The sequence below is a fragment of the Paenibacillus turpanensis genome, from assembly GCF_011421635.1.
GTDB lineage: Bacteria > Bacillota > Bacilli > Paenibacillales > YIM-B00363 > Paenibacillus_AK > Paenibacillus_AK turpanensis.
The window spans coordinates 140,880-167,055 of sequence record NZ_WTLI01000009.1 but is presented as its reverse complement, the minus strand read 5'-3'; the positions used below and the strand labels follow the sequence as shown (position 1 = coordinate 167,055).

General features: G+C 53.4%; 25 protein-coding genes. 2 read left to right on the top strand and 23 right to left on the bottom strand.

From position 1 onward, the window contains the following. Positions 1–2: 2 nt before the first annotated feature. The 20 genes from GQS10_RS10395 to GQS10_RS10300 form a co-directional block, all read right to left on the bottom strand. On the bottom strand, positions 3–848 hold the full coding sequence (locus GQS10_RS10395; RefSeq protein WP_166241753.1) for a DegV family protein: 846 nt from the start codon (positions 846–848) through the stop codon (positions 3–5). A 116-nt stretch (positions 849–964) separates the two neighbouring features. After that, the gene (locus GQS10_RS10390) at positions 965–1,279 is read right to left on the bottom strand and encodes a thioredoxin family protein (RefSeq protein WP_243735094.1); all 315 of its coding nucleotides are present in this window, start codon (positions 1,277–1,279) and stop codon (positions 965–967) included. Positions 1,280–1,284: 5 nt separating this feature from the next. Continuing rightward, positions 1,285–2,307, bottom strand: a complete 1,023-nt coding sequence (locus GQS10_RS10385) for a M42 family metallopeptidase (RefSeq protein WP_166241858.1) — start codon at positions 2,305–2,307, stop codon at positions 1,285–1,287. Positions 2,308–2,355: 48 nt separating this feature from the next. Continuing rightward, entirely contained in the window at positions 2,356–3,918 is a 1,563-nt protein-coding gene (locus GQS10_RS10380) for an Hsp70 family protein (protein ID WP_166241749.1), read from the bottom strand. An 11-nt stretch (positions 3,919–3,929) separates the two neighbouring features. Continuing rightward, positions 3,930–4,397, bottom strand: coding sequence for a hypothetical protein (locus tag GQS10_RS10375; RefSeq protein WP_166241747.1), 468 nt, complete (start codon positions 4,395–4,397; stop codon positions 3,930–3,932). A gap of 20 nt (positions 4,398–4,417) precedes the next feature. Then, entirely contained in the window at positions 4,418–6,307 is a 1,890-nt protein-coding gene (locus GQS10_RS10370) for a hypothetical protein (RefSeq protein ID WP_166241745.1), read from the bottom strand. Beyond that, positions 6,304–6,969, bottom strand: a complete 666-nt coding sequence (locus GQS10_RS10365; RefSeq protein ID WP_166241743.1) for a hypothetical protein — start codon at positions 6,967–6,969, stop codon at positions 6,304–6,306. The genes GQS10_RS10370 and GQS10_RS10365 overlap by 4 nt, the downstream gene beginning before the upstream one ends. A 2-nt stretch (positions 6,970–6,971) precedes the next feature. Continuing rightward, the gene (locus GQS10_RS10360) at positions 6,972–9,989 is read right to left on the bottom strand and encodes a DEAD/DEAH box helicase (RefSeq protein WP_166241741.1); all 3,018 of its coding nucleotides are present in this window, start codon (positions 9,987–9,989) and stop codon (positions 6,972–6,974) included. 81 nt (positions 9,990–10,070) lie between these two features. Beyond that, entirely contained in the window at positions 10,071–10,604 is a 534-nt protein-coding gene (locus GQS10_RS10355; protein ID WP_166241856.1) for a redoxin domain-containing protein, read from the bottom strand. Positions 10,605–10,676: 72 nt separating this feature from the next. Beyond that, a complete protein-coding gene (locus tag GQS10_RS10350) occupies positions 10,677–12,227 on the bottom strand; it encodes a DUF6382 domain-containing protein (RefSeq protein ID WP_166241739.1) in 1,551 nt (516 codons plus the stop codon). A gap of 14 nt (positions 12,228–12,241) precedes the next feature. Then, positions 12,242–12,754: a prepilin peptidase gene (locus tag GQS10_RS10345; protein WP_166241737.1), complete on the bottom strand. Its 513-nt coding sequence runs from the start codon at positions 12,752–12,754 to the stop codon at positions 12,242–12,244. An 84-nt stretch (positions 12,755–12,838) separates the two neighbouring features. Beyond that, a complete protein-coding gene (locus tag GQS10_RS10340; protein WP_166241735.1) occupies positions 12,839–13,429 on the bottom strand; it encodes a hypothetical protein in 591 nt (196 codons plus the stop codon). After that, the gene (locus GQS10_RS10335) at positions 13,395–15,320 is read right to left on the bottom strand and encodes a hypothetical protein (protein ID WP_166241733.1); all 1,926 of its coding nucleotides are present in this window, start codon (positions 15,318–15,320) and stop codon (positions 13,395–13,397) included. The genes GQS10_RS10340 and GQS10_RS10335 overlap by 35 nt, the downstream gene beginning before the upstream one ends. After that, on the bottom strand, positions 15,313–16,272 hold the full coding sequence (locus GQS10_RS10330; protein ID WP_166241731.1) for a hypothetical protein: 960 nt from the start codon (positions 16,270–16,272) through the stop codon (positions 15,313–15,315). The genes GQS10_RS10335 and GQS10_RS10330 overlap by 8 nt, the downstream gene beginning before the upstream one ends. Next, positions 16,272–16,499, bottom strand: coding sequence for a Flp1 family type IVb pilin (locus GQS10_RS10325; RefSeq protein WP_166241729.1), 228 nt, complete (start codon positions 16,497–16,499; stop codon positions 16,272–16,274). Before GQS10_RS10325 ends, GQS10_RS10330 begins: the two co-directional genes overlap by 1 nt. Positions 16,500–16,514: 15 nt before the next feature. Continuing rightward, positions 16,515–17,360, bottom strand: a complete 846-nt coding sequence (locus GQS10_RS10320; protein WP_166241727.1) for a type II secretion system F family protein — start codon at positions 17,358–17,360, stop codon at positions 16,515–16,517. A gap of 6 nt (positions 17,361–17,366) precedes the next feature. After that, on the bottom strand, positions 17,367–18,254 hold the full coding sequence (locus GQS10_RS10315) for a type II secretion system F family protein (RefSeq protein ID WP_341805044.1): 888 nt from the start codon (positions 18,252–18,254) through the stop codon (positions 17,367–17,369). A 2-nt stretch (positions 18,255–18,256) separates the two neighbouring features. Next, positions 18,257–19,438 carry a TadA family conjugal transfer-associated ATPase gene (locus GQS10_RS10310; RefSeq protein WP_166241723.1) on the bottom strand — a complete coding sequence of 394 codons (1,182 nt, stop codon included), beginning with the start codon at positions 19,436–19,438 and terminating at the stop codon, positions 18,257–18,259. Then, complete coding sequence (locus tag GQS10_RS10305) at positions 19,389–20,543, bottom strand: AAA family ATPase (protein WP_166241721.1); 1,155 nt, start codon at positions 20,541–20,543, stop codon at positions 19,389–19,391. Before GQS10_RS10305 ends, GQS10_RS10310 begins: the two co-directional genes overlap by 50 nt. 253 nt (positions 20,544–20,796) lie before the next feature. After that, positions 20,797–22,506, bottom strand: a complete 1,710-nt coding sequence (locus GQS10_RS10300) for a serine/threonine-protein kinase (RefSeq protein ID WP_166241719.1) — start codon at positions 22,504–22,506, stop codon at positions 20,797–20,799. Positions 22,507–22,677: 171 nt separating this feature from the next. On the opposite strand from GQS10_RS10300, the gene GQS10_RS10295 reads away from it, so the two are divergent. Next, on the top strand, positions 22,678–23,103 hold the full coding sequence (locus GQS10_RS10295; RefSeq protein WP_166241717.1) for a hypothetical protein: 426 nt from the start codon (positions 22,678–22,680) through the stop codon (positions 23,101–23,103). Positions 23,104–23,121: 18 nt separating this feature from the next. On the opposite strand, the gene GQS10_RS10290 is transcribed toward GQS10_RS10295, so the two are convergent. Next, positions 23,122–23,382, bottom strand: a complete 261-nt coding sequence (locus GQS10_RS10290) for a hypothetical protein (protein ID WP_166241715.1) — start codon at positions 23,380–23,382, stop codon at positions 23,122–23,124. A gap of 200 nt (positions 23,383–23,582) precedes the next feature. Between GQS10_RS10290 and GQS10_RS10285 the strand changes: the two genes are divergently transcribed. Next, the gene (locus GQS10_RS10285; protein ID WP_166241713.1) at positions 23,583–24,515 is read left to right on the top strand and encodes a MerR family transcriptional regulator; all 933 of its coding nucleotides are present in this window, start codon (positions 23,583–23,585) and stop codon (positions 24,513–24,515) included. Between the two features lie 158 nt (positions 24,516–24,673). Here the strand turns inward: GQS10_RS10285 and GQS10_RS10280 are convergent, their stop codons facing one another. Further along, on the bottom strand, positions 24,674–25,531 hold the full coding sequence (locus GQS10_RS10280) for an urease accessory protein UreD (protein ID WP_166241711.1): 858 nt from the start codon (positions 25,529–25,531) through the stop codon (positions 24,674–24,676). Further along, the gene (gene ureG / locus GQS10_RS10275; protein WP_166241709.1) at positions 25,504–26,163 is read right to left on the bottom strand and encodes an urease accessory protein UreG; all 660 of its coding nucleotides are present in this window, start codon (positions 26,161–26,163) and stop codon (positions 25,504–25,506) included. Before ureG ends, GQS10_RS10280 begins: the two co-directional genes overlap by 28 nt. Positions 26,164–26,176 lie beyond the last annotated feature (13 nt).

Sequence of the window (26,176 nt, the reverse complement as noted above, 5' to 3'; positions counted from 1 at the left end):
TTTTATGTTTTCAAGTAAACAATCCCTAGGGTTTGCGGTCCGCAGTGGCTGGAAATGACGCAGCCGGTCGTTGTGATATGTACATTGGTTATTCCTGCGTTATGGAGCGCTTCGCGAACTAGTTCCGCCTCCCGGTCCGCCATAGAGTGCGTAACAAACATACGCGCACGGTCAATGAAATCCTTATCGGCTAGCGCACTGGTTAACAGTTTATCAAGTGCCTTCTCGCGCTGGCCGCGGATCTTCTCCGCCAAAATCATTTTCCCATCCGTTACTTTTACGATCGGTCGGATCTTGAGCAGGCTTCCGATAAAGTTTTGCAGGCTGGAAAGACGGCCCCCCTTATACAAATAATCGAGTGTATCGATGATAAAGGAGGTCTCTACCTTGCAGGTCAACCCTTCAATCGTAGCCGCAATTTCCTCAGCAGCCATGCCTTGCTCGGCAAGGTCAGCCGCCTTCAATACTAGAATACCGATTCCGGTCGCAAGGTTGCGGGAGTCTACAACGTAGACTTGTCCCTCTTCAAACTGCTGTGCAGCCAATCTTGCATTTTGATACGTGGCGGATATGTCGGAGGACAAGCCAATGTAGAGGATCGTCTCTCCCTTCTCAATATGCGGCTGGAACGCTTCTACAAATTCACCTGGAGAAGGTGCGGCTGTTTTCGGCAAGCTCCCGGTCTGGTCTACTTTGCTGTACAGCTCCGGGGCATCAATATCTACGCCGTCTTTGTAGGATTCTTCGCCGAAGATGACATGCAAGGGCACAATGCCGATATCGTGCTGCTCTATTAGCTCTTTGCCGAGATCGCAAGTGCTATCCGAAAAAAGCTTAATTTTCGCCATCTGGTTCCTCTCCCTAACTAACAATAATAGTTTATCTATGAGCCTTCATTATATAGGACAAGGGCTTGCACGAAAAGTGGCACCTCACTTGCGAAGCCATGATCAAGGGTCCGGCCCTATTTCACCTCGCGAATCTTCCAGCGGCGCAGCACGGTCACCACATTCGGCACCGATTGAAACGCATACAGCTTTTTGGTCGCAACCCCGTCTTCCAGCCTAAGCAGGCAAGGAACACTTTCGATCTGCCAGGCTGCCGTGATGTCCGTCAAAGCGTGAATATTCGTTTTCAGCACCGGTGCGTCGGGCTCAAGCTCCAAAGCAATTTGCAGCATCCGTTCGGCTAGCGCGCAGGTTCCGCACATCGGGGTGTAAATGTAAAGGAACCATAAGCCGTCGCGGGACTCCCCCGCCCGGCGGTTCCATTCTTCCAAGGCCCTCATACTGCAGTAACATAAGCGGCCAGCAGCGCAGCGGTCTGGTGCAGCGCATCTCGATGCGTACGTTCCATCGCATGCGACGCATGGACGCCGGGGCCGATCAGCGCCGCCCGGATATTGTTTCCGCCCCTCAGCGCGGCGGACGCATCAGAGCCATACTGCGGGTAAATATCGACTGCGTACGACAAGGACTCCCGTTTGGCCAGCTCGATCAAGCAGGACACCATGTCATAGTCGTAAGGCCCGGAGGAATCCTTCGCGCAGATCGAAACATCCTTTTCGGTGCACTGCAGATCGTCGCCGATCGCCCCCATATCAATGGCCAAAAGCTCCGAGATATCGGAGGGAATGTACGCTGCGCCGTGCCCTACTTCCTCATAAGCGGTAATAATCAGCTTTAAGGTATACGCAGGTACGGTCTTCGTTCGGTTGAGCCATTCCAGTAATCCGAGAATAACCGCAACTCCCGCTTTGTTATCGAGATGGCGGGATTTGATCCAGCCGTTCGGCAGCACCTTCGTACGTGGATCGAAGGATACGAAATCCCCTACTCCGATACCGAGCTGCTCCACATCCTCCTTCGAGGCTACATCCTCGTCAATACGCACCTCCATGACTGCCTCTTCGCGCTTCAGCTCCCGCGCTTCCGGGTAGACATGGACGGAGGGCTTCGTCGTAAGAATCGTTCCCGAATATGTTTTGCCGCTCCTCGTATGAATCGTGCAGTATTCATTTTCGATCGATCCCATCATATAACCGCCCACCGAAGTCATCCGCAGCGTGCCGCTGCTTTTGATGGAGCGAACCATCGCCCCAAGCGTGTCGACATGCGCCGATACGCCGACCGTTTTGGCCGGGTCAGCTCCCGGTACGGTTATAATAAGACCGCCTTTGGCCAGCGATTCGGCTGTGAAGCCGAGCTGACCGAGTTCGGCGTTCAATACACGTAATGCATCCCGGCAAAATCCGCTCGGGCTTGGGATCGACAGGAGGGCCTCGAGTTGTCCCACCATGTAATCCATATTAATTTGCTTCTTAAGCTCGCCCACTGCTTCTGCCCTCCACTTTATTTATGATTGAAGCGGGATTTCCTTAACCCCTACCTCTTGCTCAAACCAATTATCATAAGCGCGAATTCGCAGCACGCGGCTTTTGTCAATCGTATAGGTAACCGAGATCCGGCTCACGTCAAGCGCCTTCTCGTGCGGCAAAATCGTCAGCCTCCAAGCAACCGGCTGGCCGTTTCGCGTTAGCGGCACATACTGCTGATCCTCGCGCCGTTTCACCATCGGACTGATCTCAATTTTCGTCTGATTTGCGCGTGTTGTAGCAACTCGCTTTACCTTTTGAATCGGATACCGCTCATCCTCGTAAATGATCGGTATCGTTTCCTTGCCCGCATGGTTGTAAATGCCGTAAGCGGCATTGATCGTATCGCCGATTGCCAAGTCATCCTCAGACAGCGCATAACGCGCATTGCCTCGGGTGATGCGGGTTTGCAAGTGCGCCTCATCCCAGACAATCCTTGCGTTCGGGAACAGCTCCTCGAGCAAGTCAGGTACAAACGTTACCAAGCTGCTTCCCCCGGAAAGCAGCACCGCATCGATATCATGCCGCGACTTTTTCGTCTTTTCGCGGAACAGCATCTCGAGCTTGCGCAGCCCCTGCAGCATTTGGCTTTGAATGCCCGCCGTCATTTCCATAAATTGACGAACCGTCACCGTCAATCCCTTGATCCCTTCGTCCACTCCCGGAATGAGCGCCGGAATCGACAACGATACCTCTTCATGCTTGGAAAGCTGCCGCTTAACCCGCTCCGCTGCCGCCTTCAGCTGATAATAAAACGTAAACTTTGGATGGGTCTTCAGCTTGTGAAGGCGCTCCGGATCGTCAAACACCTCCGGCGCAATGTTTGCGCAAACCGGATTTCCCTGCTGACGGCCCTGCTCCACAAAGTACTTGATCAGCCGGTCGTCGAGATCGTCCCCGCCGATATCGAGGCCATGCTTAACGATGACCTCGCCGCTGAAACGGTCGCCGGTTTCATGCGCCGTATCCTCCGTTTCATGCTTATCAAGGATCGCCAAATCAAGCGTACCGCCGCCAAAGTCAAATACGAGCACATATTTGCCTGGAATACGCAGACAGTCCCACAGCACGGCTACCGGCTCATCGACGAACCATACAGTGCCCGGCTTAAGGCCGATCGAAACAGCCGCCTGCTCCATCATCGACTTGCGGCGTTCATCGTAGTTTACCGGTATACTGAGCGCCAGCCGTTCAATTTCCGAGGGGTCTTCAATTCCCGCTCGGTGCAGCAGTTCTTTCAAATATATAGAGATTAACGAGGTGACATCATGGCGTCGGCCATCCAGCTCCAGTACAAAATCGATATTTTTGCGGAGCTCCGTTTTGACCGACATTACCGAACGGTCGCGCAGCGCGCCGATTGCGGCGGCTTGGTTGCCGATCGTCCATTCCCCTTCTTCTGTCTTGGACAAAATGGTCCGGATCAGCTCAGGCTGCTCGCCGACGTCCACCTTGCGCAGCTCGGGCTGAAGTGTGATTGGATCGAGTACAGCCACCGAAGAATTGGTCGTGCCAAAATCGATACCTACGTACAAAGGAGCCATTCTGTTCCTCCTTATAAATTGTTCAGATCGTCAAGAAGCGAAGTCGCTTCCCCCGCCTTTCGGCGGTGATGCACGGATATTTTTGCCTTTACCAAAGCCTTCCGGTCCCCCACGGAACGGATCCCCGGCCGGAGCACCCGAATCATCAGCTGCTCCGGAGGAGCATCGCCCTCATGGCTGACGATGATATAGTTTTCCCCATCAGCCGGCAGCTTTTCCGTGTCTTTCGGAAACCACTCCCAGTCCGTTCCCGGAGTATAAAGCCGTTCAATGGAAAACGCCAGCTCTGGAAAATGTTTCTTCATTTCCTCCGAACGCTGTGCGTAGTCCGCCTGGAGATCCAGCAGAGCCTCGATCTGTTCATGGCGTAAAGTAATTTTCGCCTGAGCGCTTTGCGCCGTGTCCGGCTTCGGATTTCGCGCTTTTTTCCAAAAGGTAAGCAGCGATAAAAGCGATCGACGAAATGAACGGGCCGCCATAAGCATCCCCCTTTTACCCCTTATAAGTCCGCTAAATCGTCGAGCAAAGAACGGATTTCCTGTTGATCCGCCAGCTCCGCCCTCACTTTCACTCTGGCGAGCAGCCGGCCGCCGGCCGCGTCCAGCACACCCGGGGCCAAGATTCGGTAGCTTACCTTGGTTGAACCTCCGCCGGAGCTAGGCGAAGCATCCCCCTCAAAGGAGATCCATTCGCTGTTTGTCTCCAGCCATTTCAACACCTGAGCATGCTCCGCTTCCTTGCCCGGCAGCGCAAATCCCAGCCACTTTACGTCCAACGTGCGGGCCGCCCTTTCCCAGCTTGCTTTCGGCAGCATATCCGGTTCTCTTCCATAACGCTCAAGCCACAGCTTCACCATATCCGGCTTTTCCGAAGCGAGCAGCCGGGCTGCCTTCTTTTCCTGCTGATCAACATGATCCGCTCCCGCCGCCATATGCTGAACCAGCAGCTCCGCTATTTTTCGTCTTGCCGGTGCGGCTGCTTCCCTTTTAAACACGGGAGTTAACAGCGCCGCATCCACCGACAGCACCGGAGAAAGCTCCGCAAAGCTGCTTACCTTGAACGGGAACGTTGTAATGACTCCCGGCTCCTTATCGCATAAATACGCTAAATGCGGTTCCAACCAGCGGAATGGCAGACCCGTCTTCAAACCGAATGCATACGCTTCACACAAGGCCTCAATCATGGCCGCCGGTCCCGCTTTCGCAGCCGAGCTCCGCAAAAGCCTTTGCTCGATGCTCACCGGGTCTAGGCAAAACACCCAGATGTGCTTCTCCTTAGAGATGGCGGGTGAAAGAAGCTTCTCCGCAAAAATCGGCCACTGCTTCAAAATAATGCGGTCGCGCACAAACAAGGCAAGCTCCTGCGCACGCCGTTCATCTCCTTCAAGCAGTGTGCGGATAAAGGCAGGAAGCCATGGAGCCGACGTCCCGTCCTCTACAAAAAGCCGTTCCGCGCCGTGAATATTCACTGTCGTTTGAATCAGCTCTTCCGCTAGCACTCTGTTTGTCTTTGCCAGTTCAGGGAGACGCTCCAGCCAACGGGCCCATACACGCTGTTTTTCCTGCATATCCAGCTTTGCTCTATTTAGATCGGTTTCGGAAAAATACCCCGCGGCCCAATCCAAAAATGTTTTCCGTTCCTGAGCCTCCCATTCGACAAGCGATTCAGGCTCCGATTGTTCGGCCGCAGCAGCGTAAGGATCTACGCCGGCATGGCGGATTGCTTCGATGAAGCCTTCTACATAGGAGGAAGGGGTTTCCCAATTTTTATAATAAAACAATGCGAGCAGCGGCTCTTCGGCGAACGGACCGCTCAGCAGCTCTTTGGGAATCGCGTTAATCCGTTCATTACGCGTTTCCTGCAAGCGCTGCAGCTGCTCCTCCATGACTTCCTTGGGCTGCTCTGCCTCCTCCTGCAGAAGCTCCTTCCGCTTTCTTGCAAACTCTTCCTCCGCCTCTTTCGTCAGCTCCGCCCACGTTTGCTGGAACCTGCTCCACAAGCTGAGCGTCTCCTGCAATCTCGAAACCAACCGGCCCGACGCTTCTGTCCACGCGGACTCACCGAACAATCGGCGAAGATCGGCTAAAGCGGATCTGCGAAGCGCAAAAGCTAGACGATTGGACACCGAAAACGCAAGATCCGGAACGGTTTGCGAAAAAAAAACCTGCAAAAACGGGATCTGCTTCTTCCGGTCCAAGCCAGGGGAACGAGCATAATCGATCGAAGACAAACGCTCCAGCTCCTCCTTGGACGGAGGCAAAAGCAGCCATTCCAGCACATAATACGGATTCGACTCGCCAAGAAGCGACGACTTCTTATCTAAATACGATGCCTGCCGCGCCACTGCCGCATATTTCACAAGAAAACGCTCGGTCATTCTCCCGTTCATGAACGGCCTCCCTTCTCGGACAGCGTTTGAGCTGCCGCCTCTGCGGCTGATTCGTAAACCAGATCCAGTACCTCATATAATGCCTGAGGCCGATTCCAAAACGGCGGGTCCCCATATTCCTTCAGCATGGAGGTTACTTCCTTGGCTTCTTCCATATCGGCTGCCGGCTCGTAGCTTACCGGATTTGGGGAGGCTGTGGAAGAGCGCCCCGCTCCTGCGTTTACCGCAGCAGCGGCTTCGGCTCTTTTCGCCCGTACAAGCGGCCACAGCTCCTCCTCCGGTAACCCCCGCAACCGGTACGCATCCAAGATCCCGCGATGTGATATATATTCATAAAAGTGCGTCCACACGCTTCTCGCGTGGCTGCACGGCTGTGTAAAATTACAAGTGCAGCTGGAAGCAGCAAGCTCCTGAAACGGCGGAAGCAGTATAATGCCCCGGGCATCCATCCGTTCCTTTAATTCCTCCGGTAACATGCCTGACCGCAGCTCCGCTTCATAACGAAGTGCTTCGGCGGCAGCTCCCGCTGCTTCCTGCTTCGATGCTGTATCCCATTCACGAACCTGCAGGCTTACCCGGAACGGCTTTCCTCCATTCGGTGAAAAGCGGGCCTGCAGTTTTCCCGGGATAATTTTCCACTCGATCCCCTGATCATTTGTCATGCTCAGCTCTGCCCCCCAACATGCTCCTCTCTCAGCATCAGGATGTCCTTCAGCTGTTCGCTGGAAAGCTCTGTAAGCCATTGCTCACCGCTGCCGATTACTCCTTCGGAAAGCTCCTTCTTCCGTTCCATCAGCAGGTCGATCTGTTCCTCCAGCGTTCCGGCGGTAATGAGCTTATGCACCTGCACATGCTCCCTCTGCCCAATTCGGTGCACCCGGTCAGTGGCTTGATTTTCTACGGCTGGATTCCACCAGCGGTCGTAGTGAATGACGTGATTAGCACGAGTTAGGTTTAAACCAAAGCCCCCGGTTTTTAAGGACAGCACAAAAATATGAGGGCCGTCCGCCTCCTCTTGAAACACGCGAACAAGCTCGTCGCGCTTTGCCTTGGGAACTCCTCCGTGCAGCAGCAGCGGCTCTTCGCGGTAACGCTCGGTCAAAAAGCGTACGAGCAGCTTTGCCATATACGCGTATTGCGTAAACACAATTACGCGTTCATCCGCTTCGACAATTTGATCAAGCAGCTCGGTTAGGCGCAGCAGTTTCCCGGAGCGCCCCAGCGTAAGCTCCGTTTCTCTTCGAAAATGCGCGGGATCGTTGCACAGCTGCTTGAGCTTGGTAATCGACGACAGAATGAGGCTTCTGCGCTTCATTCCGTCGGATTCCGTCACACGCAGCAGCATTTGATCCACGACGCCTTCGTATAGCTCCGCCTGCTCTTGCGTCAGCTGGCAATATTGCTTATGCTCCAGCTTATCCGGCAGATCAGGTGCGACATCGGGATCCTCTTTATGTCTTCGCAGCAGAAACGGCCGCAATATTTTTTGCAGGCGCTGCTGTGCCTCTGTGCTGCCTCCGCGCTCGATCGGAGCCGCGAACGAAGCCTGGAAGCGCTCATAGGACCCCAAATATCCCGGATTCACCAAATCCATAATACTCCACAGCTCCGACAGCCGGTTTTCCACCGGCGTCCCGGTCAGCGCTACGCGCTTGGCAGCGCGCAGCCGTTTCGCCGCCCGCGTCTGCTTTGCCGCGCTGTTTTTGAGCTGCTGTGCTTCATCAAATGCGGCCATGCCCCAGGTTATCGGGGCCAGCAGCTCCTCGTCGCGCTGAGCCGTGGTGTAGCTGGTGATGACAACATCATGGTCATCCATCAGCTCTTGGAGCTGCTGATGGTTTAGCGCCCGCTCCGGGCCGTAATGCAGCAGCACCCGGATCGACGGCGCGAAGCGCTGCAGCTCCCGCTCCCAGTTGCCGATGACCGAGGTCGGGCAGAGCAGCAGCACGGGGCCGTCCAGCTCTCCCTGCTCCTTTAAATGCAGCAGCAGCGCGATCCATTGAATCGTCTTGCCTAGGCCCATATCGTCCGCCAAGCAAACACCGAAGCCATGCGTCAGCATGGCGGCCAGCCAGGAGTATCCGCGAAGCTGGTACTCCCGCAGCGATCCGTGTAACGACGGCGGCGGCTGCAGCTCGGCAATTTCGAATGATTCGCGCAGAATGGTAAGCATTCGAGCAAAAGAGCCTTCCGCAGCCGTATGAATGACGGGAAGCCGATCCTCTGCCTGTTGTCCGCCTTCTGAAGCGAGTGCATGATGCAGCGCATCCGCCGTGCTCATGCGGCCGTCTTTCCGCTCGCTGAGCCAGCGGGACAGCTGCTCGGCACGCTGCGGCGTCAGCTCCAGCCAGCGGCCGTTCCATGTGACGAGCCCCTCTTTCCGCTTGATCCAGTCCGCAGCAACCTCGTCGGGAACCGCTTCTCCCTCGTAATAAAGCTCAAAGCGGTAACGGACCAGCGCATCGAAGCCAAGTAAAGAAGGCATTGCGCCTCCAGCAGCCGTTCCCTCTTCGGGGCGATCATCCTGTACAGTCATGCGAAGGCCAACCGGCTCCGGCCGCTTCCACCATGACGGCACAAGAACGCCAATCCCGGCCTCGCTCAGCTCCCCCGCAGTTTCCTTCAAAAACATATAGGCCCGCTCCACCGACAAGCGGCAGCGTTCCGGGGCAGCCTCCTTTAGGCTGGAGGCAATTTCGGGGCTGCGGTCTGCAGCTGCAACCAAATCCTCCAGCAGCCGCTGCGCTTTTGCGTCTCCGTTCGGGGATGCCCCTTCCAGCCAAACCTGCCGGGCTGGAGTCAATTTGTCCGGGCTTCCTTTTTCACCGATAAAATAGGATAGTGTCCATGGCCTGCTCTCTTCCTCGGAAGGCTCAAGCCGCAGCCAGGTCTGTAGATCCTCCTGCCTTGCGGCTTCAAAGCGAGACTGGGCCCAATCCACCCATTCCTCGGCAATCCATTCAATGGCCTCAAGGCTCTGCTCATGAGGCTGCTCCGAGCTTAAGATCACGGATAACCAGTGCTCAATTGGTGTCAATGGCACCACATACGAAGGATTGACCTCCTGCAGCACGACCGTCTTCAAGCGTTCCGAAACTAAACCTTTGACAAACGCATCGACGAGAGAGTGCAGGATTTCCAAATCCGCAACGGTTTCGATCTCCGCAGCAGTACGATCCCTAACGAGCGGCTGATCTCCGGCCAAATTTTCCGTGACCCACGCCGGGGTCCAGCGCTTTCCGTCGTTTCGCATCCCCGGAAGATACGCTCCGCTTTGCACAATAAGCAAAGCTCGCTCCGCCAATCGGGCGCAGCGCTGCCAGCTTTCCGCAGGCTTGACATCAGCCGATATAGCAGCGGCATGATTACGTCCAATGGACAGCAAACATCGGCAAAGGGGACCTGCGAACTCCGGGCAGAGCTCCGCCTGTAACCGAGTCCCCTCCTCGGATGCGTGAAACATCTGACGCAGGATCGATCGCTCTTCCTCCGGCACCGTATGCTCAAGCAGTTCGTATAAGGCGTCGATTGGCATCGTACGACCCTCTTCTTCCGTTCCACTTTCCATTCTTGCCCAAACCAAAAAATATAGGCGGCTGTCTTGATGACGGCCGTCCGACCATTCGCCATAAAGTTCGTACACGCCGTTCACCTCGGCAAAAATAGGTATAATATTAAACATACCAAACGACTAGGCGAGATACAACTTACGACAATAAAAAGAGACATCCCCTTGTCCAGGGCAATGTCTCCGTTATGCGATTTATTTCCACTTAATATTGCAGCCTAGGCTAGGTCGCTGCTCCTGCGATACAGGGCTTCCGCTAAGCAGTGCGTCCAACGCGGTGCGGATGTCTTTCCCCGTTACAGGCACATCATTGCCCGGTCTCGAATCATCCAGCTGCCCTCTGTACACGATCGACAAGGAGCCGTCCAAAATGTAAAAGTCCGGCGTGCATGCTGCATCAAACGCCTTGGCAACCTGCTGGGTTTCATCGTATAAGTAAGGGAACGGAAAGCTTTTTTCCTGCGCCAGCTTTTTCATCTCCTCCGGCGAATCATCAGGATACTGCTCCGCATCGTTGGAGCTGATCGCGATTACGGACACGCCTTTTGGAATATAGTCCCGGCCAAGCTGTACCAGTTCATCCATCACATGCTTAACAAACGGACAGTGGTTACAAATAAACATGACCAAAGTTGCACGGTCAGACTTAATGTCTTGAAGCGAAACCGTCGTACCGGAAACGACATTCGGCAGCGAAAAATCGGGCGCTTTCGTCCCTAGGGCTACCATGTTGGAAGGTGTTCTAGCCAAAACGGATCATCCTTTCCCAATGAATTCCTGCATTTTATTATAACCGTATTTTTAGGCGATACGCAAAGTAACCTCAAAAGTAAGAACAGTTACCGTATCCCCTTCTTTTAACGGATACAATGTGAACGGCTGCAGCAGCTCTCCATTAAGACGAGTTCCATTGCGCGAGCCTAAATCCTTGATAAATATCCCCTTATCGCTTGTGCTCCATTCCACATGCTGACGGGAAATGCCAGAACTCGCCGCTTCATAATCTACCCCCTCCGGACCTCTTCCAAGGACAAAACGTTCTGTTTTCCAAGGCACCGTTCGTTCCTTCCCCTCATGCTCGATTAGCAGAAGCCGGGTCGGATCAGGCTTCCAGCCCGCACCTAAAAAGACCGTTGCATCGGATTCCGGTAAAAAAGATGTTTGACACCATTCGCTCATCTGAACATCATTTTTGACAGCTAAGAATTCTCCCTGCAGTTCCCCTGTATCGTATACGTCCGACTCCGCCGCTAAAGCGGGTGCTGCCGCCATGGCGAGCACTACTCGTCTCACCACTTCCGATAAGCATCCCAGCGCTGTATACAACAGGCCTTCAGAAGGTAACCAGACGACGGCAATTCCCGCTGTACAAGTCAACACCGTCCAAAGCCCAACGCCTTTGTCTGTCAAAAGCTCCTTAAAGCGTCCTTTTCCTGGAGTAGCGCCCTCTTCAAACTCCTCCTCCAGCATGCTTGCAAACCATTCCGGAGATTCTCCCATCCCCCGCCCCAAAGCGGAGTGCTTCGACGGCGGCTTCCCCTGTCCCCCCTTCGGGTTAATAAGCTCGCCCCCGCCTTCCGCTGCTTTGGGGGTGACACGCGCAGCATTCATTACATCAAGCAAGGTTTGTGCCGTCTGCTTTTTTTCTTCCTTGTTGCCCGCTGACTGTCCAGGCGCAGAGAACATCGTCCCTCCCGCATTCTCGGAATGCGTAGCTGCAAGCTTGAGATGGCTTCGCGCCGCCCCCTCACTTAGATGATCCCTGAATAATCGGTCGTCACCGGAGGATGGAAATTCAAAGCCCTCCACTAGCCGCTTCCAGTGAACGATTACCGACGGCGGCCCTCCTTCCTTCCGGACAAAGTCTCGAAATTCCCCATTCCCGCCAAACAGCCGCTCCGCCAAATCCAAAAACTGCTCGGAAAACGCGGCATCCTCTTTCTCTCTTCGTAATGGCAAATACAACAACCGATATTCACCCGAAAGCTCACTGGTAAAAATATATTGCTCATCAAGCACAAAGCCATCCTGCTTTAATAAATATGGTGCTCCGCTCTGTATGATAGATATAATCTGTAGCAAGATATGGCATGCTTCCGTTCTTGAAAAAGCTCCGGAACGCAGCTGCTGCGAAAGTGACCTTCTTCCCGTAACGTTATAGCACAGCCGGACATCCAAATTACGTTCCTCTACCGACAAAACCAGTAAGCTGGGAATGCGGCAGTGGCGCAGCATGCTTACCTCGGAGCCAGATAGCTCAAGCCGATCCGCAACGGATACCGTCAGCAATTGTTTTCCTCCTGCCGATTCAAATTGAACCGGCCGTCCATGAAGCTGCAACTGCAGTGTCAATGACAAACACCTCCTTACCTAAAGGGAAAATGTAACGCTGCATAAATGGCCGGAACCGCCGCTACGGCAAAAGGAAAACGGCTCTTCTGAAGCGCCGCATCCCGTAAAACGATGGAAGGATCCCGCAAAGCAGCGCTGCAAAGGAGGAATCGATAAATTTCACGAAAATAGGAACCAAGATTTCCTTTCCAGCCGAAGTAAATCACAGCAACAGCCCCGGAGATCAGAACTGCAATCAAAACTGCTTTTGCGGCTGCCGCGGCTCCAATCCACGCGCCTGCGGCTGTAAACAGCTTCACGTCTCCTCCCCCCGTCGCCCCCGCTGCATACAAAATGACCATCAGCCCGCCTCCGGCCAAGGCTCCTGCGGCTGCTTCCCCAAGCCCTGCAAACGAAGACACCGTTCCCTGATAAACGATAGCCGCAAGAAAAGCCGCCGCACATAGTTTATTGGGAATTCGCCGGCTGCGTAAGTCTGTGTAAAGCACCGCCAACAAAAAACAGCTGAGCAGGGCCAGCTTCACCATGCACGAAAACCTCCCGCTTTCCTAAATGAAAAAACAACAAATTCGAGTCGAACAACTTGGTTTTCGCTAAGCGTACATCAGCCCTTACGACGCCCCGAGCCAAGCTCTTTCCGAAGCCGTTTGCACAAGCGTTACGTCAATCGTGAAAAACGGGAGTGTGATCGGCACCTTATATTGAACCGTCATTTTCACCATTGGCTCGCCTGAACCAAAGAGCGAGGGCAGCTCCAGCTCCGAAACCTCCAGCCGATCTCGATACAGCCGCTTCGTTCCATCGCTTTTCGGGTCTGCGTGGTTGTAAATGAGTACCTCAGCCGCATCCCGCGCAGCGCGATCAACAGGAGATGTGATTGCAGACAGCAATGGCTTAACCGCCTCCGGCAGCTGTTCTTGTATACCGGCAATGACATCAACGGGAAGATTAGTCTTATTCATTACCGCTGCCGCTGGATAGGAATAGACGGCCACCAGCTTCACTGCTTGATTCAGTGCAGACCTTACATTCATTTCAATAATTGCAATATGAATCATGACAATAAAAATCACTGCGGCCACGGCAAAAATGGGAAAAACGACAGCGGCCTCCAGCGTATACCCGCCCTGCTGCCCCCTCCAATACGAACGTTTAGATGTGGGGCCTTTAGTAGCTGTCAGACACTTGTTTATAGATTGCATAGGAGCCCTTCCCTCCTTCCGATCCGCGCAGCACACGGGGCATAAACCAATAAGGCACCCTTGCTTCAACCGAAGCATGAACCGACGTATACGCCTTCGTTAAATCCGTCCCTGTTTGCAGCTCAATGAGAGCCTGCATTCGTGCCATCGCCTTGTCATCGCTGCTGTGCAGCAAATAAAAAATTCGTAAATAATCCCCATAATTGAGACGAATCGATGGGGTTTTGGCAAAGAGCTCCACGCTCTCTCCGTTAATCAGCTTCTCCATGTCCAAAGAGGCTTGCCGCACCCCTTCCGCTAAAGCAGTAAAGAAGGCAAGCGCCGGAGTTCCCGCTGCCGCCCTAGCCGGCTGGAGCAGCGCCTCTGCTGTTCGGAGTGCCGTACGGACAGCAAACATTTCCGCGTAAGCCGCCGAAATATTCGCTTCACAGCCTGGAAGTCCGTAAAGGATGTATTCCGCCTCCTGCTTCTCCAAAACATGATTATACTCATCTGCTCTCAATCGGTGATTAAAGGTGGTCAACGCAAATTCATTCAAATACATATCATTCCTCAGCAGCTCTGCCGCACTGGAAACCGTCGATAAAAACTGAATTGCACCGAGGCCGCTCGAGCCGACCGGTTCAGGAGCCTGGTAATCTGATCCCGCAGCAGCCTGGTTCTCATTATATTGCAAGTATTTCAACGCACCCCCATTGCCCAAAAGCTTGATGTAATAAGGCAAATCGACCCGCTCGCAGGCTCCTTTAAGCGCTTGGGACAACGCCTTTTTCCCTTCCGTTTCCGCTTCCTGCTTTTTTCCTTTTTCCGCCTGCTTCTGCCGGTCATACGCCGCTTGCCGTTCTGCTTCCTTCTGCATCAGCTGCTGTCCCCAGCGCTGGGCCCCTTGTTTGATGTCACCATTCGCCTGCCGAAGCTCTTGGCCGCCTTTTCGCGCAGACCATTGATTGCAGAGCTTGCCCACGTAAGCAACCAATTCCGCTGCATCACTCCGGTATTTTGCAAAATAATCCTCACCGAGAAGCCCTAATCCATGCCACTCTGCGGAAGCATTAGCGGTTTGGCTTCTCCAGCTTTGCTCCGTCTGATCGGCATAACCGGCCATTTCACGGTCAACTTGGTTCGCCTCCTGCAAATGTGCAAATAGCTCGTTCAGCGTTTTCGTCATTCCGGAATATTGGGATAATGCCGCATCACCTGCAGAATAAGAAGGCATTTCCGGGTGAGTGGCTTGTGCAATATACGACGTAAAGTTGTTATGGAAGCGATTCGCATCCCTAATCAGCTCTTCCGCTTTACTTTTTGCCGCCCTCAAGGCTTGTTCCCGCTTTTCCTGCAGCTGCTCGAGCTGCTTCATCTGCTCCGTATACGTTTGTACGGCGGCGGCCTCCGCACGAGTTTTACGGAAGCCCTCCGTAATGGATACCGCGAATTCAGCGGGAGCAACATACTTCATCCGCTCCATCACCTGCTGGCGAAAAATCGTATGATCCGCCAACGGGTAGAGCGCCGTTGTATGCAGCTTGCTAGATTCAACCGCAGCCGCAGTCCAGCCGCTCTTTCCTTGACCTCGAAGATGCGCCTGCACAACTTCTATCGACCACTGCTTGATCTGTTCGTCACCCACGCTAACCCCAAACAATCCATACTCTTTCACGCCGGTGTCATATCCTGACAAAGCACTGCGGGCACCTGCACGGAGGGCCGTCTCCACCCGATTATCCGCCATGTAAATTCTCGCAATATCCACCAGCAGCCCACAGAACAAGAAAAATGCCGCAAACAGAAGGAGCAGCAGCACCGATACAGAGCCGCGCTCGTTTTTTACACTCTTGTCCCACCATTTGCGGCTTGGAAGCGGATCATGATCTTCAGAGGGCTGCTTACTCATGGATGACCACCATAATTCCCTTCTTCTGAAGCTCTGCAGCTAGACTTCTGCTTGGACCCGGCTGGCCCGCTCCCTCCTTGCGAAAAAAATGCCAAACCACGCCCTTCACCTCCCCCTTGGACACCAGCTCCGCATCCTTCAAAAGCTGATCCTTGATGTCTCCGCCGTAAGTTTTGGGACCCACATACACCTGATGGGCAATGCCGTCCCGATCCAATGCATCGATCATTCGCCACGTCCCGTTCTCGGTTGTACTTCTAGAAGAATAACTTCCTTTTACAATCGTTCGCAGGTATGCGAGTGCCTCAGCATGATTACTGAATACCAGCTCTCTCGGTTTATTAGCAGCCTCATTGCTGCCGGAATTTTGCTGGGTTCCGTTTTGCGCAGCAGATGCTTGTGCGGGAGCTGTTGCCCTCTGAACATATTTGGGAAGATCGTTAAGTATGAGATCGGTATTGCGGATAAACTCCGCCGGCTCTGTTATCGAGGCATTCGCAATGAGTGTTTTCCGGCCCTGCCATGGCACATTGCTTGAAGAAGAAACCTGCACATACGAAAACAGCCCCGATCTATCCATCGCCGAATAGGCATCGCCAAATGATGCTTCAGGAAGACCCTTGGCCAATTTCGCTCCTGGAAGCCCGTCATCCGGAACGCTTCCTTTATCCACCCTTACCGGCGCATTATCGGTCAGCCGCCAATATAGCGGGTCGTAAAATCCCGGGGTTAAAGCCCCTGTTTTATACTCTCGGTGACTGTTGCTCCACGAAAACGCGGTACGGTCGGCAATTTGATAGGAAAACTTATATAGCTGCGCACTGCGCAGCTGCCCAACCGCAAGAAGCAGCAGACTGATCACGATCAGCATAATGACTGGCATTACAAGCGCCGCTTCCAGCGTAAATGAGCCTTTTTCATTTCCAAGCCATTTCCATTTCGCTTTGGCCATTAGCTGCCGCTGGCTGGAGGGTTAATATTTCCTGGGTCCGTGCGGTTTTGGTCCAGCTTGGTTTGCGAATCGGTAAACATTTCATATACCCATTTGCTAATCCATTTACGGAAAGCAACCGCTATGATAATGATGATTGCAATAATCAGCAGCATTTCCAGCGTCCCGATTCCGCTCTCGTCCCTCTTCAGCTTGTTCCATTCATTTACAATCGAAATCGTCTTCATCCACATTCTCTCCCCTTATGAATTTTCAAGCAGCATAATCGCTGGATAAGCGACAATAACAAGTACAACAAGAAAAATGACGACCATCGGAAAAAGCATTTTTGAAGACGCCTCTTCCGTCAAGGTTCGGACTGTCGTTTTTCGCTTGTCCCATAATCCTCTGCCCAGCTCCTGCAGCGAAGCCGCAAGATAATTACCGCCCCTTTTGTGATTAAGCAATATCGTCGTACAAACCAAGGAAACCTCCTGTAAACCGCAGCGCTTGTTAAACCGCTCTATACTCTCGGCAAACGGCTGCTGCTGCTCCAGCTCCAGCTTCAATCTTGCCAGCTCGCCATAGAGCGGGTGAACCGCTTTATTTCCGCTTGCCGGCACGGCGCACCGCGACAATGCCTTCGTGATCGGATCGCCGGCGTGCATAAAGAGAGCCAGCTGATTCAGTACATTCGGCAGCTCAAGCATCATCTGACGTTTCCGAGTCAATACACGTGCGTCCAAGCTTTTGATGCGAAATAGCGGAGTCACCAGAGCCCCTAGAAGACCCGCTCCTACAAGAACCGGGTCTCCGCCGACCAGCCAGGCCAGCAAAATCGTAAACAACAGCACAGCATAACTGATGCCTGTTGTTTCAATAAGCCAAAGCTTGCTTCGTTCAAACAAGCCTGTCATCTCTCCAAGCTGACTGAACTTATACTGCAGTCGTACAAGAAAAGCATCGAAAACCTGTGCCAATCGAAGCCTATCGATGTACCAGCTGAAAGACGCCAAGAAGCCATTTCGAACATTGTTGGCGCGATAAGCCTTACCCGCTCCGGCGCCAAAGAGCCAAACTATCAAAAGCCCGATCATTGCAATTGCCATTTCCCATCACACCTTAATATTCATCAACCGATTGACGAACCAGAACGCACCGCCTAATACGAGAAGCGCTGCTGTCATTACTACGATCCCTCCCGCTGCATAAAGAGGCGCAACATAGTCCGGTGAACTATATTTCAAAAAAGCAAGCAGGACGAGGGGAACCAGCAGCAGCGCTTTGGATTCAAAACGCTTTTGAGCGAGCATGACGGAAATTTCCTGCTCCATATCGATTTTTTCCCCGATCGATTGAGAGGTGAGTCGTACCACATGCACCAAATCGACACCGCTTCGCTTGCCAATGCGGAATATATCCGAGAAGGTTTGGATTTCCTCAACCCCGCTGCGAGCGGCAAACTGCTCCAATGCTTTTTCGATGGGCTCGCCGAGTTCAATGAGAGCAACAATTCGCTCAAGCTCCTTCATCATCGGCACATCTCCTTGCGGATACAAGAGCGACAAGTCTTCGTTCACCGAACGGAAGGCATTTTCCACCGATTTCCCTGCGGACAATGAAGAGGAGACCGAGTAAAGGGCCTGCTTAAATTGCAGCGTTAGCTGCTGCTTCCGCCTTGCTGCCACTGCCTTGCGGTAGAACGGGACGGCTGACAAGCCCAAGAGCCCAGTTATAACACTCAGCAGCAGCGGTTCATAAAACAGACGTCCGATCAGCGCCATTGCAGCAAAACCGGCTGCGCCCACTACAAACAGCTCCTTCTGGGACAGCACATATGTATCGTAGCTTTCTGTCCCGCTGAGTTTGTCCGTCCTCACCGGGATGTTCATACGAGTCCGCCAAGAAAAGCCTTTTTCTCGCTTTCCATCGCGGACCTTGCCTCGATCGCGCCACACAAGCACGCCATACGTACAAAGCGCTGCCGCAGCTATAATGACCACAATCAACGGACATGTCCTCCTTCGTCTACACTCTTCGTCACCGCCTGCAAGCATTCCATAGATGGATCATAGACGAATTGCGGTTTAAGCTTCACAGCGCCTCCGTCGGCAGCCCCTACCTCGCATATTTCCACGACTTTACGGCTGAAGTCAGTCATCCGGCTTAAATGCACCATCACATCAAGCGCAGAGCTGATCTGCTGGCGAATCACTTCCAAGGGCAAGGAAACGGCGCTTAACACCATCGTCTCCAGCCGGCTGAGCATGTCCCGGGCCGAGTTCGCGTGTCCTGTGGACAACGAGCCGTCATGCCCCGTATTCATTGCTTGCAGCATATCAAGCGCCTCTGCTCCCCGAACCTCCCCCACAATGATGCGGCTCGGGCGCATACGAAGGGAGCTTTTAATCAGCTGCCGTATCGTAATTTCACCCTTCCCCTCTGTGTTCGGATTCCTCGTCTCGAGGCTGATTAGATTCGGCACCGTACGAATTTGCAGCTCCGCCGAATCCTCGATCGTAATAATTCGCTCATGGGACGGAATATGCTGGGACAACGCGTTAAGAAACGTCGTTTTGCCCGAGCCGGTTCCTCCGCTGATAAATATATTTCTGCGGTCCTTGACAGCAGCAATGAGATAATCCGCGGCTTCCGGTGTTAATGCCCCTTTTTCGATTAAGTCCTGCAGCCCTAGCGGACGTTCCGGAAATTTGCGGATCGTCAGCGCCGGTCCCTTAAGGGCAACAGGCGGCAGTACTACGTTGACCCTGGACCCGTCGGCCAGCCGCGCATCAACGATCGGCGAGGCTTCGTTCACGGTTCGGTTTACGCTGCTTACGATCGTCTGGATGACGGTTTCCAGACGCTCCACGGATTCAAATGCCAAATCATAGGTAAAGAGACGACCGCCCTTTTCAAAAAATATTTCCTCGTGTGAGTTGACCATAATCTCCGTCACCTGCGAATCGTGCAGCAGCGGCTCCAGCACATCAAGACCACGAAACGAGTACAGAACCCTGCTGACCAGCTGCTCCTTTTCCGCTGCGGTAAGGTAAGACTCCGCCGATATCCCGAAGACGACGGCTTCAACGATGCCTTTCAGCTGCTCATCGCTGCAGCTTTCCAAATATTCAAGCTTAGTGCGGACGGCCTCCCGGCACCGCTTCGCGTACAACTGCTGGTCCATCGCGATCACCGTCCTCTAGCAGCGCCCCCCACAAGCTCGCAGCCTGCTCCGCGTAATAGGGCGACTGCCAAACATCCTCAAGCGATTGCGAGGTTTTCCATTGCGGCATATAGGGCAGGTGCTTATTTCCCGAAGCAGGGGGATATGCAGTGGGGACCCGTTTTGTCTGCAGAAACATGCACTTTGTCTTCAACTGCCCCCAAAGCTGCAGCTCTTCCAATGCACGTTGGCAAAGTCTCCGCTTTTCTTCTGAGGCTGCGTCTCCCGTACATGTCCACACCGTTAAATCACATGCTTGAAGTGCGGCTAACGCAACCGTGGATAAACCGCTCTCCAGATCGAGCAAAACCATATCATATGCTTCAGAAGCTCTCGCCGCTGTAACAATCCCTTCAATATCGTCCGCGCGCAGCTCGAGCCATTCCCGCACATGAAGCGGACGGTTGTACGCAATGCCTCTTTCCATTACCTTGCCTTCCGCTGCCGCTTCCATGGCCTGCTCCGGCTGCACGGCACGAATATGGTAGAGCATACGCCCTAAATCCACTGAGCTTTGAGTTCTCTCGGACAAATAGGAAGAAACACAATTGGCGCTTTCCAAATTAATGTACAGCACACGCTTTCCCCGCTTAATAAGATCTGCGGCGCTGTAGATTGCAGCGGTTGTTTTTCCCGTCCCGCCGGAGGCCGCAAAAAAGGTAACGACGGTACAAGCGCCTGCCCCAGGCCCGTTTCCGTGCTGTCTCATAGGCTGCTGCCGGAAGCTCATATACACATTCCCCAGCTTGTTGACGAGCTCAACGAGCGATTGATACTTAAAAATCGCTGCAGCGGAGCCCTCCGGCTGGTCCGCTTCATGAGGAGAATCAAGCAGCGCCACAATAACGGCGCTTTCCGGAAGACGCTCAACCGCCCTCGCCAAAGAAGCAGACACCACCAAGAGCTCGCAGCTTCGCTGCTGCGCTTCAAACGCAGCAAGCTTCTCCCAATTTGTAAACTCCAGCACTTCAAAACGGAAAAAAAGCTCCGACTCCCGCAAAAAAGAAGCTAAAGCAGCAACATAGTCTTCATCCCCATCAGCAACTGCCAGCAGCAATCTCTCCATAGGCTTATCCCCCTTCCCTCGGCACGTATTGTAAAATCAGAAGCCAAGCGCCATACACGATAAGTGAATAAGAAACTACCGCCCATACGGTGTACAAACGCCCATTTCTGCCTTGCACAACCTTACCTCCCCTTTCGTTTCAGAAAATAAAAAAAAGCACACGCAGATCGAAATCCTAAGATTTCGGTCAGCGGTGCTTCCGCATTCGACAATATGTTATATGGCAATATAATACCGAGGTTCAAGCGATTGGTCAACCCATTTTTTCAAATAAATGTTTCTTTTTGATCCACTTAAACAAGCCCCCGCCTTTCTCCATGCGGGAAACCCAAGCGGAGACATCTCTTCCAAGCAGCTCACCCAGTCGCTTCGTGAGCGTAATGCGCAGCTCTTCTTCCTTCAGAAGCGAGTGGAGACGCCCGTCCCCATTCCACTTGGCTCGGAACAATTCCTTCCCAGGCAGCTCGGGAATGACCGCCGCCGGGGGCAGCCCGAACGCCTCCGCCATGACGGCTGCGTAAGAAGCAGCCGAAAACCGGGCTGCAATCCAGCCAGCCGTCTTGCCTGCAGCCTTGGCGGACTGCATCATATCATGCAGCCGCTGCGCTCGCATGGTAAGCAGCTTCTGCGGATCCGGTCCGCTGACAAGCCAAAACAAATCGGATGCCTCACAGGCCACGCGCACCTTCTCGTCAGGCAAATGGCCGCTCGCATCCAAAATGACGATCGGCTGTTTTATCGAAGCAAGCAGACGATAAAGCTCCGTCTGCTCCCAACGCGCCCCGCCCCGCTCCGCCGGGTACCAATGCGTATGATCTGTGCACATGGGGTCGGCAGACCAGGGCTGATAGGGCCCAGTACCTTTGGGCGTTGAACCCGTATCCTCGCCCAGAGGATGTATACTTTCCTCATCCGTATGCGGTTGTCCGCCGCTCAGTCGATACATCAGCTCGGGCTCGCTTCCCGGAAGCTCAACAAAGGCGTGCGGGATCCCCGCCCGGTCGAGGAGCGCGGCCAGCAGCAGAGCCGTCGTCGTAGCGCCAGCCCCGGAATACAAGCTGCCCACGGTTAGTATGGTTCGCGTCGGCACCCCCGCAGCATACGCACCTGCGCTTCCCTGCTTCCGCAGCAAGCCGCCTCCTGCAACGCCCGGCAAATCCGCCGCCGCTGCTTGTACGAGTGCTGCTTGAAGCGCGGCAATGGAAGCAAAGCGCTCCTGCGGATCCTCACGAAGCGCCTGCCGCAAAACCTCGCTAACTTTCAAAGACAGCTTTGCATGGAGCTGGCTAGCGGATTTTACGCTCTGAATGTACAAGCTGCCTCTAGTCAGCAAATAATAAAGCAGCGTCCCAACCGCATATACGTCGGATCGCACATCCGTCTGATGACCGCGAAGCTGCTCAGGAGAAGCAAACGCTAGCGTTCCAAGCGGCACCGTATCCTGCGCCCGTCCTGCTTTGTACTGCCTGGCCGTCCCGAAATCGATCAGCTTGAGCCTGCCCTCTCGGGAAATCATAATATTGGATGGCTTCACATCCCGATAAATAATCGGATCTTTAATTTGCCCATGCAAATAAGTCAATGCCTCGCAGAGCTGTACAGCAACATCAACAACTTCCTGTAAAGAAGGCTCCCTCCGCTTTCGCTCAAACCACTGCTGCAAATTTTCACCTTCGATATATTCCATCACCATAGCGTAACGAGCACCGTCCCCTAAAGGGATAAAATCAGCGATTTGCGGCAAACTCGGGTGCTGAAACGTTGCCAGCAGCATTGCCTCTTGGCGGACCTGGCTGTAAAACGGCACGTCCATTCTCGGTATCTTAATCGCCCAGTGCTTGCCCGGAAGCCTTTGATCCTCCGCCAAAAACACCTCGCACATGCCGCCCTGTCCAAGCTTTCTCATCACGCGGTATCTGCCCGCTACCAGCACGCCCGGCTGTAACATTGTTTCTTCCTTCATAAATTCCCCCCCTCCCATTCACTCTGATTTGCACAGCACAAAAAAAACAGACCGATCCTCGGTTCGGATCGATCTGCGTAAAATAAACTATATCGAATGAATATTTCTTTGTAAAGTAATATTTGGTAACCTTAGCTATAGAATACATACAAAAAAGGAGAGTGCCTATCCATGCTTGGCGCAACGCATTTTGCCGCCGGAGCCGCTGTTTACACGTTGCTCCGCCGTCCGAAGATACTCGGTCTGACTGTGGCATTCGCCTCCCACTTTGCACTGGACGCCGTGCCGCACTACGAATTAAGCTTTCCATGGCAGGTGCTTTTGTTCGCTTTAACCGGAGCGGGAGTGTCGCTGCTTGCTTGGAAGCTAAAGGATCTGTGGGTGCTGGTCGCAGCCTCACTCGGCATTTTACCGGACATGAATTGGATTCTCCGAATTAGCGAAACATTAGATGCGTTTCACAGCTTTATTCACTTTAAGAAGACCTCACTTCCCGTTATCGCACTGCTGGTTATCGAAGCTGTTGTTTTTGCCGCCTCGTTCCTCGTCCTGATCCGTTCCTCCCGAAACAAAAAAAATGGCGGATTCCGTTTGTAACGGACCGCCTTTTCGTTCTTAATATGCAGCCACAATATCCTTCCCCTGCTCAACATACTGCTTCCCGGAGGACGTAATTTTCGCTACATAATGCTCCTGATCCTGCTGCCGTAAGTAAATCAGGCCCTTGTCAGCCAAATATTCCAACGCGAAAAATGTTTCCGGGTCCTCAAATTCAATAGAGACGGGGATAGTCTTTCTGCTTCTACGGCTTCTTGTTGTATAGTACACTTCCTTCAGCACTGTGCACCGCAATTGTCTTCGCAATTCTTTCTGCATGCGTCCTTCCTCCTTCAACGACGTCTTCGATCGCTATGGTCGGCAACATGATATTTCCACGGATAAATCTCTCATTTCTATTATACGTAATCTTACGAACTATTGTCAAATCTTTGTATATAGATTGTTGTGATAGGTTATACACTCATGGTACAATTTTCACCATAAGATACTTGGAGTAAGAAGGAGCGTCAAAAACCATGACTGATGGGTGGTACAGCATTCGCCAAGCCGCCGACAAAACAGGGTTATCCACCTTCGTCATCCGCAAGTGGGAGGAGCGCTACAAAGCGGTCGTTCCCAAGCGGCTCGAAAACGGGTACCGTGTTTATAGTGTCGAGGACATCCAAACCCTTAACAATATAAAAGACTTAATTAACAGAGGCTATTCTGTCCGCAACGCGATTCTTGCCGCTAACCACAAATTATCCGTAAAAAATAACATCAGCCATAACACAACCGTAACGGAACATTTTACCCGGGAAAATGAGAACGACAACTGCTCCGATGCCGAGATTAATCCCGTGGTCGAACAGCTGCTTCTTTCCGGTGAACGATGCGACGATAAGGCAATCCATATTCTCCTGCAGCAAACCTTTCATCAGTTTGGACTTCTTTATTTGCTGGATGAGGTCGTCCGCCCGTATCTTTCGGTAATTGGACAACATTGGGTGGCCGGGAAATGGTCCGAGCATCAGGAGCATATGGCGAGCCTCGCTGTCAGAGACTATTTGCTCCAAGTGAGAGGAACCTTCAGAGAATCTCCAAATGCCCCGCTGCTGCTAGGAGCCTGCTTACCCGGAGAGCGTCATGAGATTCCGCTCTTAATGATTCTGCTTCATGCCATGCTGAATGGATGGCGAACGAGCACTCTTGGAGCTTCCCCCGCCCCGGGAGCGCTGGAAGCGGCGATCTCCCAGCTCCAGCCGGCGAAGGTAGTGCTGTCCGCATCGACACCGATCCCGTTTGAGAGCAATCGGGAACTTTTGCCAGAGCTCGATCTTCTCGCAAGGAGCAACTCCCATATCCAATTTTACATTGGAGGCTCCGGGTGCAAGGAAGCCGTGCAGCAAAATCCTCCCCATTGTTTGCGTGTTCCCTTAACAATCGATGACATTTTCTCGGACTCCTGACAAGCGGTACAGATCAAGCATCTAGACAAGGAAACCGAGCCAAATTAACCTTATACAAAATGCAATTGCAATGCGCAGAACCTTGGACAAAATACAACCGCCGCAGAAAACAAAAAGCCGAAGTCCACGCACAAGGAGTGGAGCATTCGGCTTTACAATTATAAGCTCGCCAAAAAATACAGCGGCTGCATAGTTAGAGCGTCACGTCGGACCGCCTCCCGCAAGCTCTGCATGCAGCTCTTCATGCTGCGCAGACAGGCCGAGGACATCGTCACCACCACGCCTCCGCCCTCGGTTCGGCTTATGCCTGCCGTAAGCTTCGAGCCCCAATCCGGCGCTTCGCTGCAAAGCATACGCAGCGCCTCAACCGTCGCACGCGGATCGGTCAGTCCAAAGGCGTAGAACGTGCCCATATACAAGCTTCCATCCAACACGGCGGGTGAAAAGAAATGCGGTTCCTGCGGCTGCAGCCGTACACGGTTGAAAAGAAGTCTTTTCCCGTCCCTGTTCACTTGAAGTGTATTTTGGTACGAGCGGTAATGGAATCGTTCCCCCCGCAAATCACGTCCTGGGCAGAGGATTTCCCCGAAGAGCAGCACCGCATTTCCTACAAGGCTAATATCGACGGCCCCCTCGTAAAGCGAATCCGCGTAGGGCATGGCCGGCTCTGGAAAAAACTCCAGCAGCGCATCCTCTCGCACGGTTAACTTGATCTGTTGCTTTGCCGGCTTGCCCTGCGTGGAAGGATGAATTTTGGTGTAGGACTGCGTCGTTGCGTACACCTTGGTGCCGCGGCCCGCCACTAAGGATATATCATACACATCTCCTTCGAGAAGGCCGGGCGAAGCGTCCATTATGACGATCGCCGCCTGGCCGCCGCCGACCGGAAAGCTCTTCTGCACCTTCAGCGGGTATCGATGGACATTGCGGGCCAGTCGTGTTCCGGCGCTTGTGAGCTCAAATTCGGCGTTCAGCAGCCCTGAAACACTCATGAGACGAGCTCGTTTTCCAGCCAAGCGATGACTTGCTCCAGCCCATCCTCATCGCGTAAATTGGTGAACACAAACGGACGATCGCCTCGCATCGTGCGGGAGTCCTTTTCCATGACCTCCAGGCTCGCACCGACAAAAGGAGCCAGATCCTTTTTGTTAATAATCAAAAGATCCGAACGCATGATGCCAGGGCCGCCCTTGCGCGGAATCTTTTCTCCCTGCGCGACGTCGATAATATATATGAACCGGTCCACCAGCTCCGGGCTGAACGCTGCTGCAAGGTTATCGCCGCCGCTTTCGATTAGGATCATTTTCAAATCGTTAAAACGAGCCTCAAGCTCTTCCACTGCTTCAAAATTCATGGAAGCATCCTCACGGATCGCCGTATGCGGGCAGCCGCCTGTTTCGACCCCGATAATACGCTCTTCCGGCAGCGCATCCGCTCGCATGAGAATAAGCGCGTCCTCTTTGGTATAGATGTCGTTGGTAATTACGCCGATGCTGTATTTGTCGCGCAGACGTTTGGACAGCTTTTCGACGAGTGCGGTTTTACCGGAGCCCACCGGGCCTCCGATTCCGATGCGAATCGGTCTCTTTTTGGCCATGACCGGTGTTTCCCATTCATGGTGGTGATGATGTTGTCCATTTTGACACATTGTAACTTCCCCC

What these genes read in the sequence shown, in the direction of transcription:
- GQS10_RS10385 (WP_166241858.1), bottom strand. Translation starts at nt 2,307, where the DNA reads ATGGATTACATGGTGGGACAACTCGAGGCCCTCCTGTCGATCCCAAGC.
- GQS10_RS10370 (WP_166241745.1), bottom strand. Translation starts at nt 6,307, where the DNA reads ATGAACGGGAGAATGACCGAGCGTTTTCTTGTGAAATATGCGGCAGTG.
- GQS10_RS10295 (WP_166241717.1), top strand. Translation starts at nt 22,678, where the DNA reads ATGCTTGGCGCAACGCATTTTGCCGCCGGAGCCGCTGTTTACACGTTG.
- ureG (WP_166241709.1), bottom strand. Translation starts at nt 26,163, where the DNA reads ATGTGTCAAAATGGACAACATCATCACCACCATGAATGGGAAACACCG.
- GQS10_RS10290 (WP_166241715.1), bottom strand. Translation starts at nt 23,382, where the DNA reads ATGCAGAAAGAATTGCGAAGACAATTGCGGTGCACAGTGCTGAAGGAA.
- GQS10_RS10335 (WP_166241733.1), bottom strand. Translation starts at nt 15,320, where the DNA reads ATGAGTAAGCAGCCCTCTGAAGATCATGATCCGCTTCCAAGCCGCAAA.
- GQS10_RS10375 (WP_166241747.1), bottom strand. Translation starts at nt 4,397, where the DNA reads ATGGCGGCCCGTTCATTTCGTCGATCGCTTTTATCGCTGCTTACCTTT.
- GQS10_RS10310 (WP_166241723.1), bottom strand. Translation starts at nt 19,438, where the DNA reads ATGGACCAGCAGTTGTACGCGAAGCGGTGCCGGGAGGCCGTCCGCACT.
- GQS10_RS10330 (WP_166241731.1), bottom strand. Translation starts at nt 16,272, where the DNA reads ATGGCCAAAGCGAAATGGAAATGGCTTGGAAATGAAAAAGGCTCATTT.
- GQS10_RS10345 (WP_166241737.1), bottom strand. Translation starts at nt 12,754, where the DNA reads ATGGTGAAGCTGGCCCTGCTCAGCTGTTTTTTGTTGGCGGTGCTTTAC.
- GQS10_RS10305 (WP_166241721.1), bottom strand. Translation starts at nt 20,543, where the DNA reads ATGGAGAGATTGCTGCTGGCAGTTGCTGATGGGGATGAAGACTATGTT.
- GQS10_RS10325 (WP_166241729.1), bottom strand. Translation starts at nt 16,499, where the DNA reads ATGAAGACGATTTCGATTGTAAATGAATGGAACAAGCTGAAGAGGGAC.
- GQS10_RS10365 (WP_166241743.1), bottom strand. Translation starts at nt 6,969, where the DNA reads ATGACAAATGATCAGGGGATCGAGTGGAAAATTATCCCGGGAAAACTG.
- GQS10_RS10395 (WP_166241753.1), bottom strand. Translation starts at nt 848, where the DNA reads ATGGCGAAAATTAAGCTTTTTTCGGATAGCACTTGCGATCTCGGCAAA.
- GQS10_RS10355 (WP_166241856.1), bottom strand. Translation starts at nt 10,604, where the DNA reads ATGGTAGCCCTAGGGACGAAAGCGCCCGATTTTTCGCTGCCGAATGTC.
- GQS10_RS10300 (WP_166241719.1), bottom strand. Translation starts at nt 22,506, where the DNA reads ATGAAGGAAGAAACAATGTTACAGCCGGGCGTGCTGGTAGCGGGCAGA.
- GQS10_RS10340 (WP_166241735.1), bottom strand. Translation starts at nt 13,429, where the DNA reads ATGCAATCTATAAACAAGTGTCTGACAGCTACTAAAGGCCCCACATCT.
- GQS10_RS10320 (WP_166241727.1), bottom strand. Translation starts at nt 17,360, where the DNA reads ATGGCAATTGCAATGATCGGGCTTTTGATAGTTTGGCTCTTTGGCGCC.
- GQS10_RS10380 (WP_166241749.1), bottom strand. Translation starts at nt 3,918, where the DNA reads ATGGCTCCTTTGTACGTAGGTATCGATTTTGGCACGACCAATTCTTCG.
- GQS10_RS10360 (WP_166241741.1), bottom strand. Translation starts at nt 9,989, where the DNA reads ATGTTTAATATTATACCTATTTTTGCCGAGGTGAACGGCGTGTACGAA.
- GQS10_RS10285 (WP_166241713.1), top strand. Translation starts at nt 23,583, where the DNA reads ATGACTGATGGGTGGTACAGCATTCGCCAAGCCGCCGACAAAACAGGG.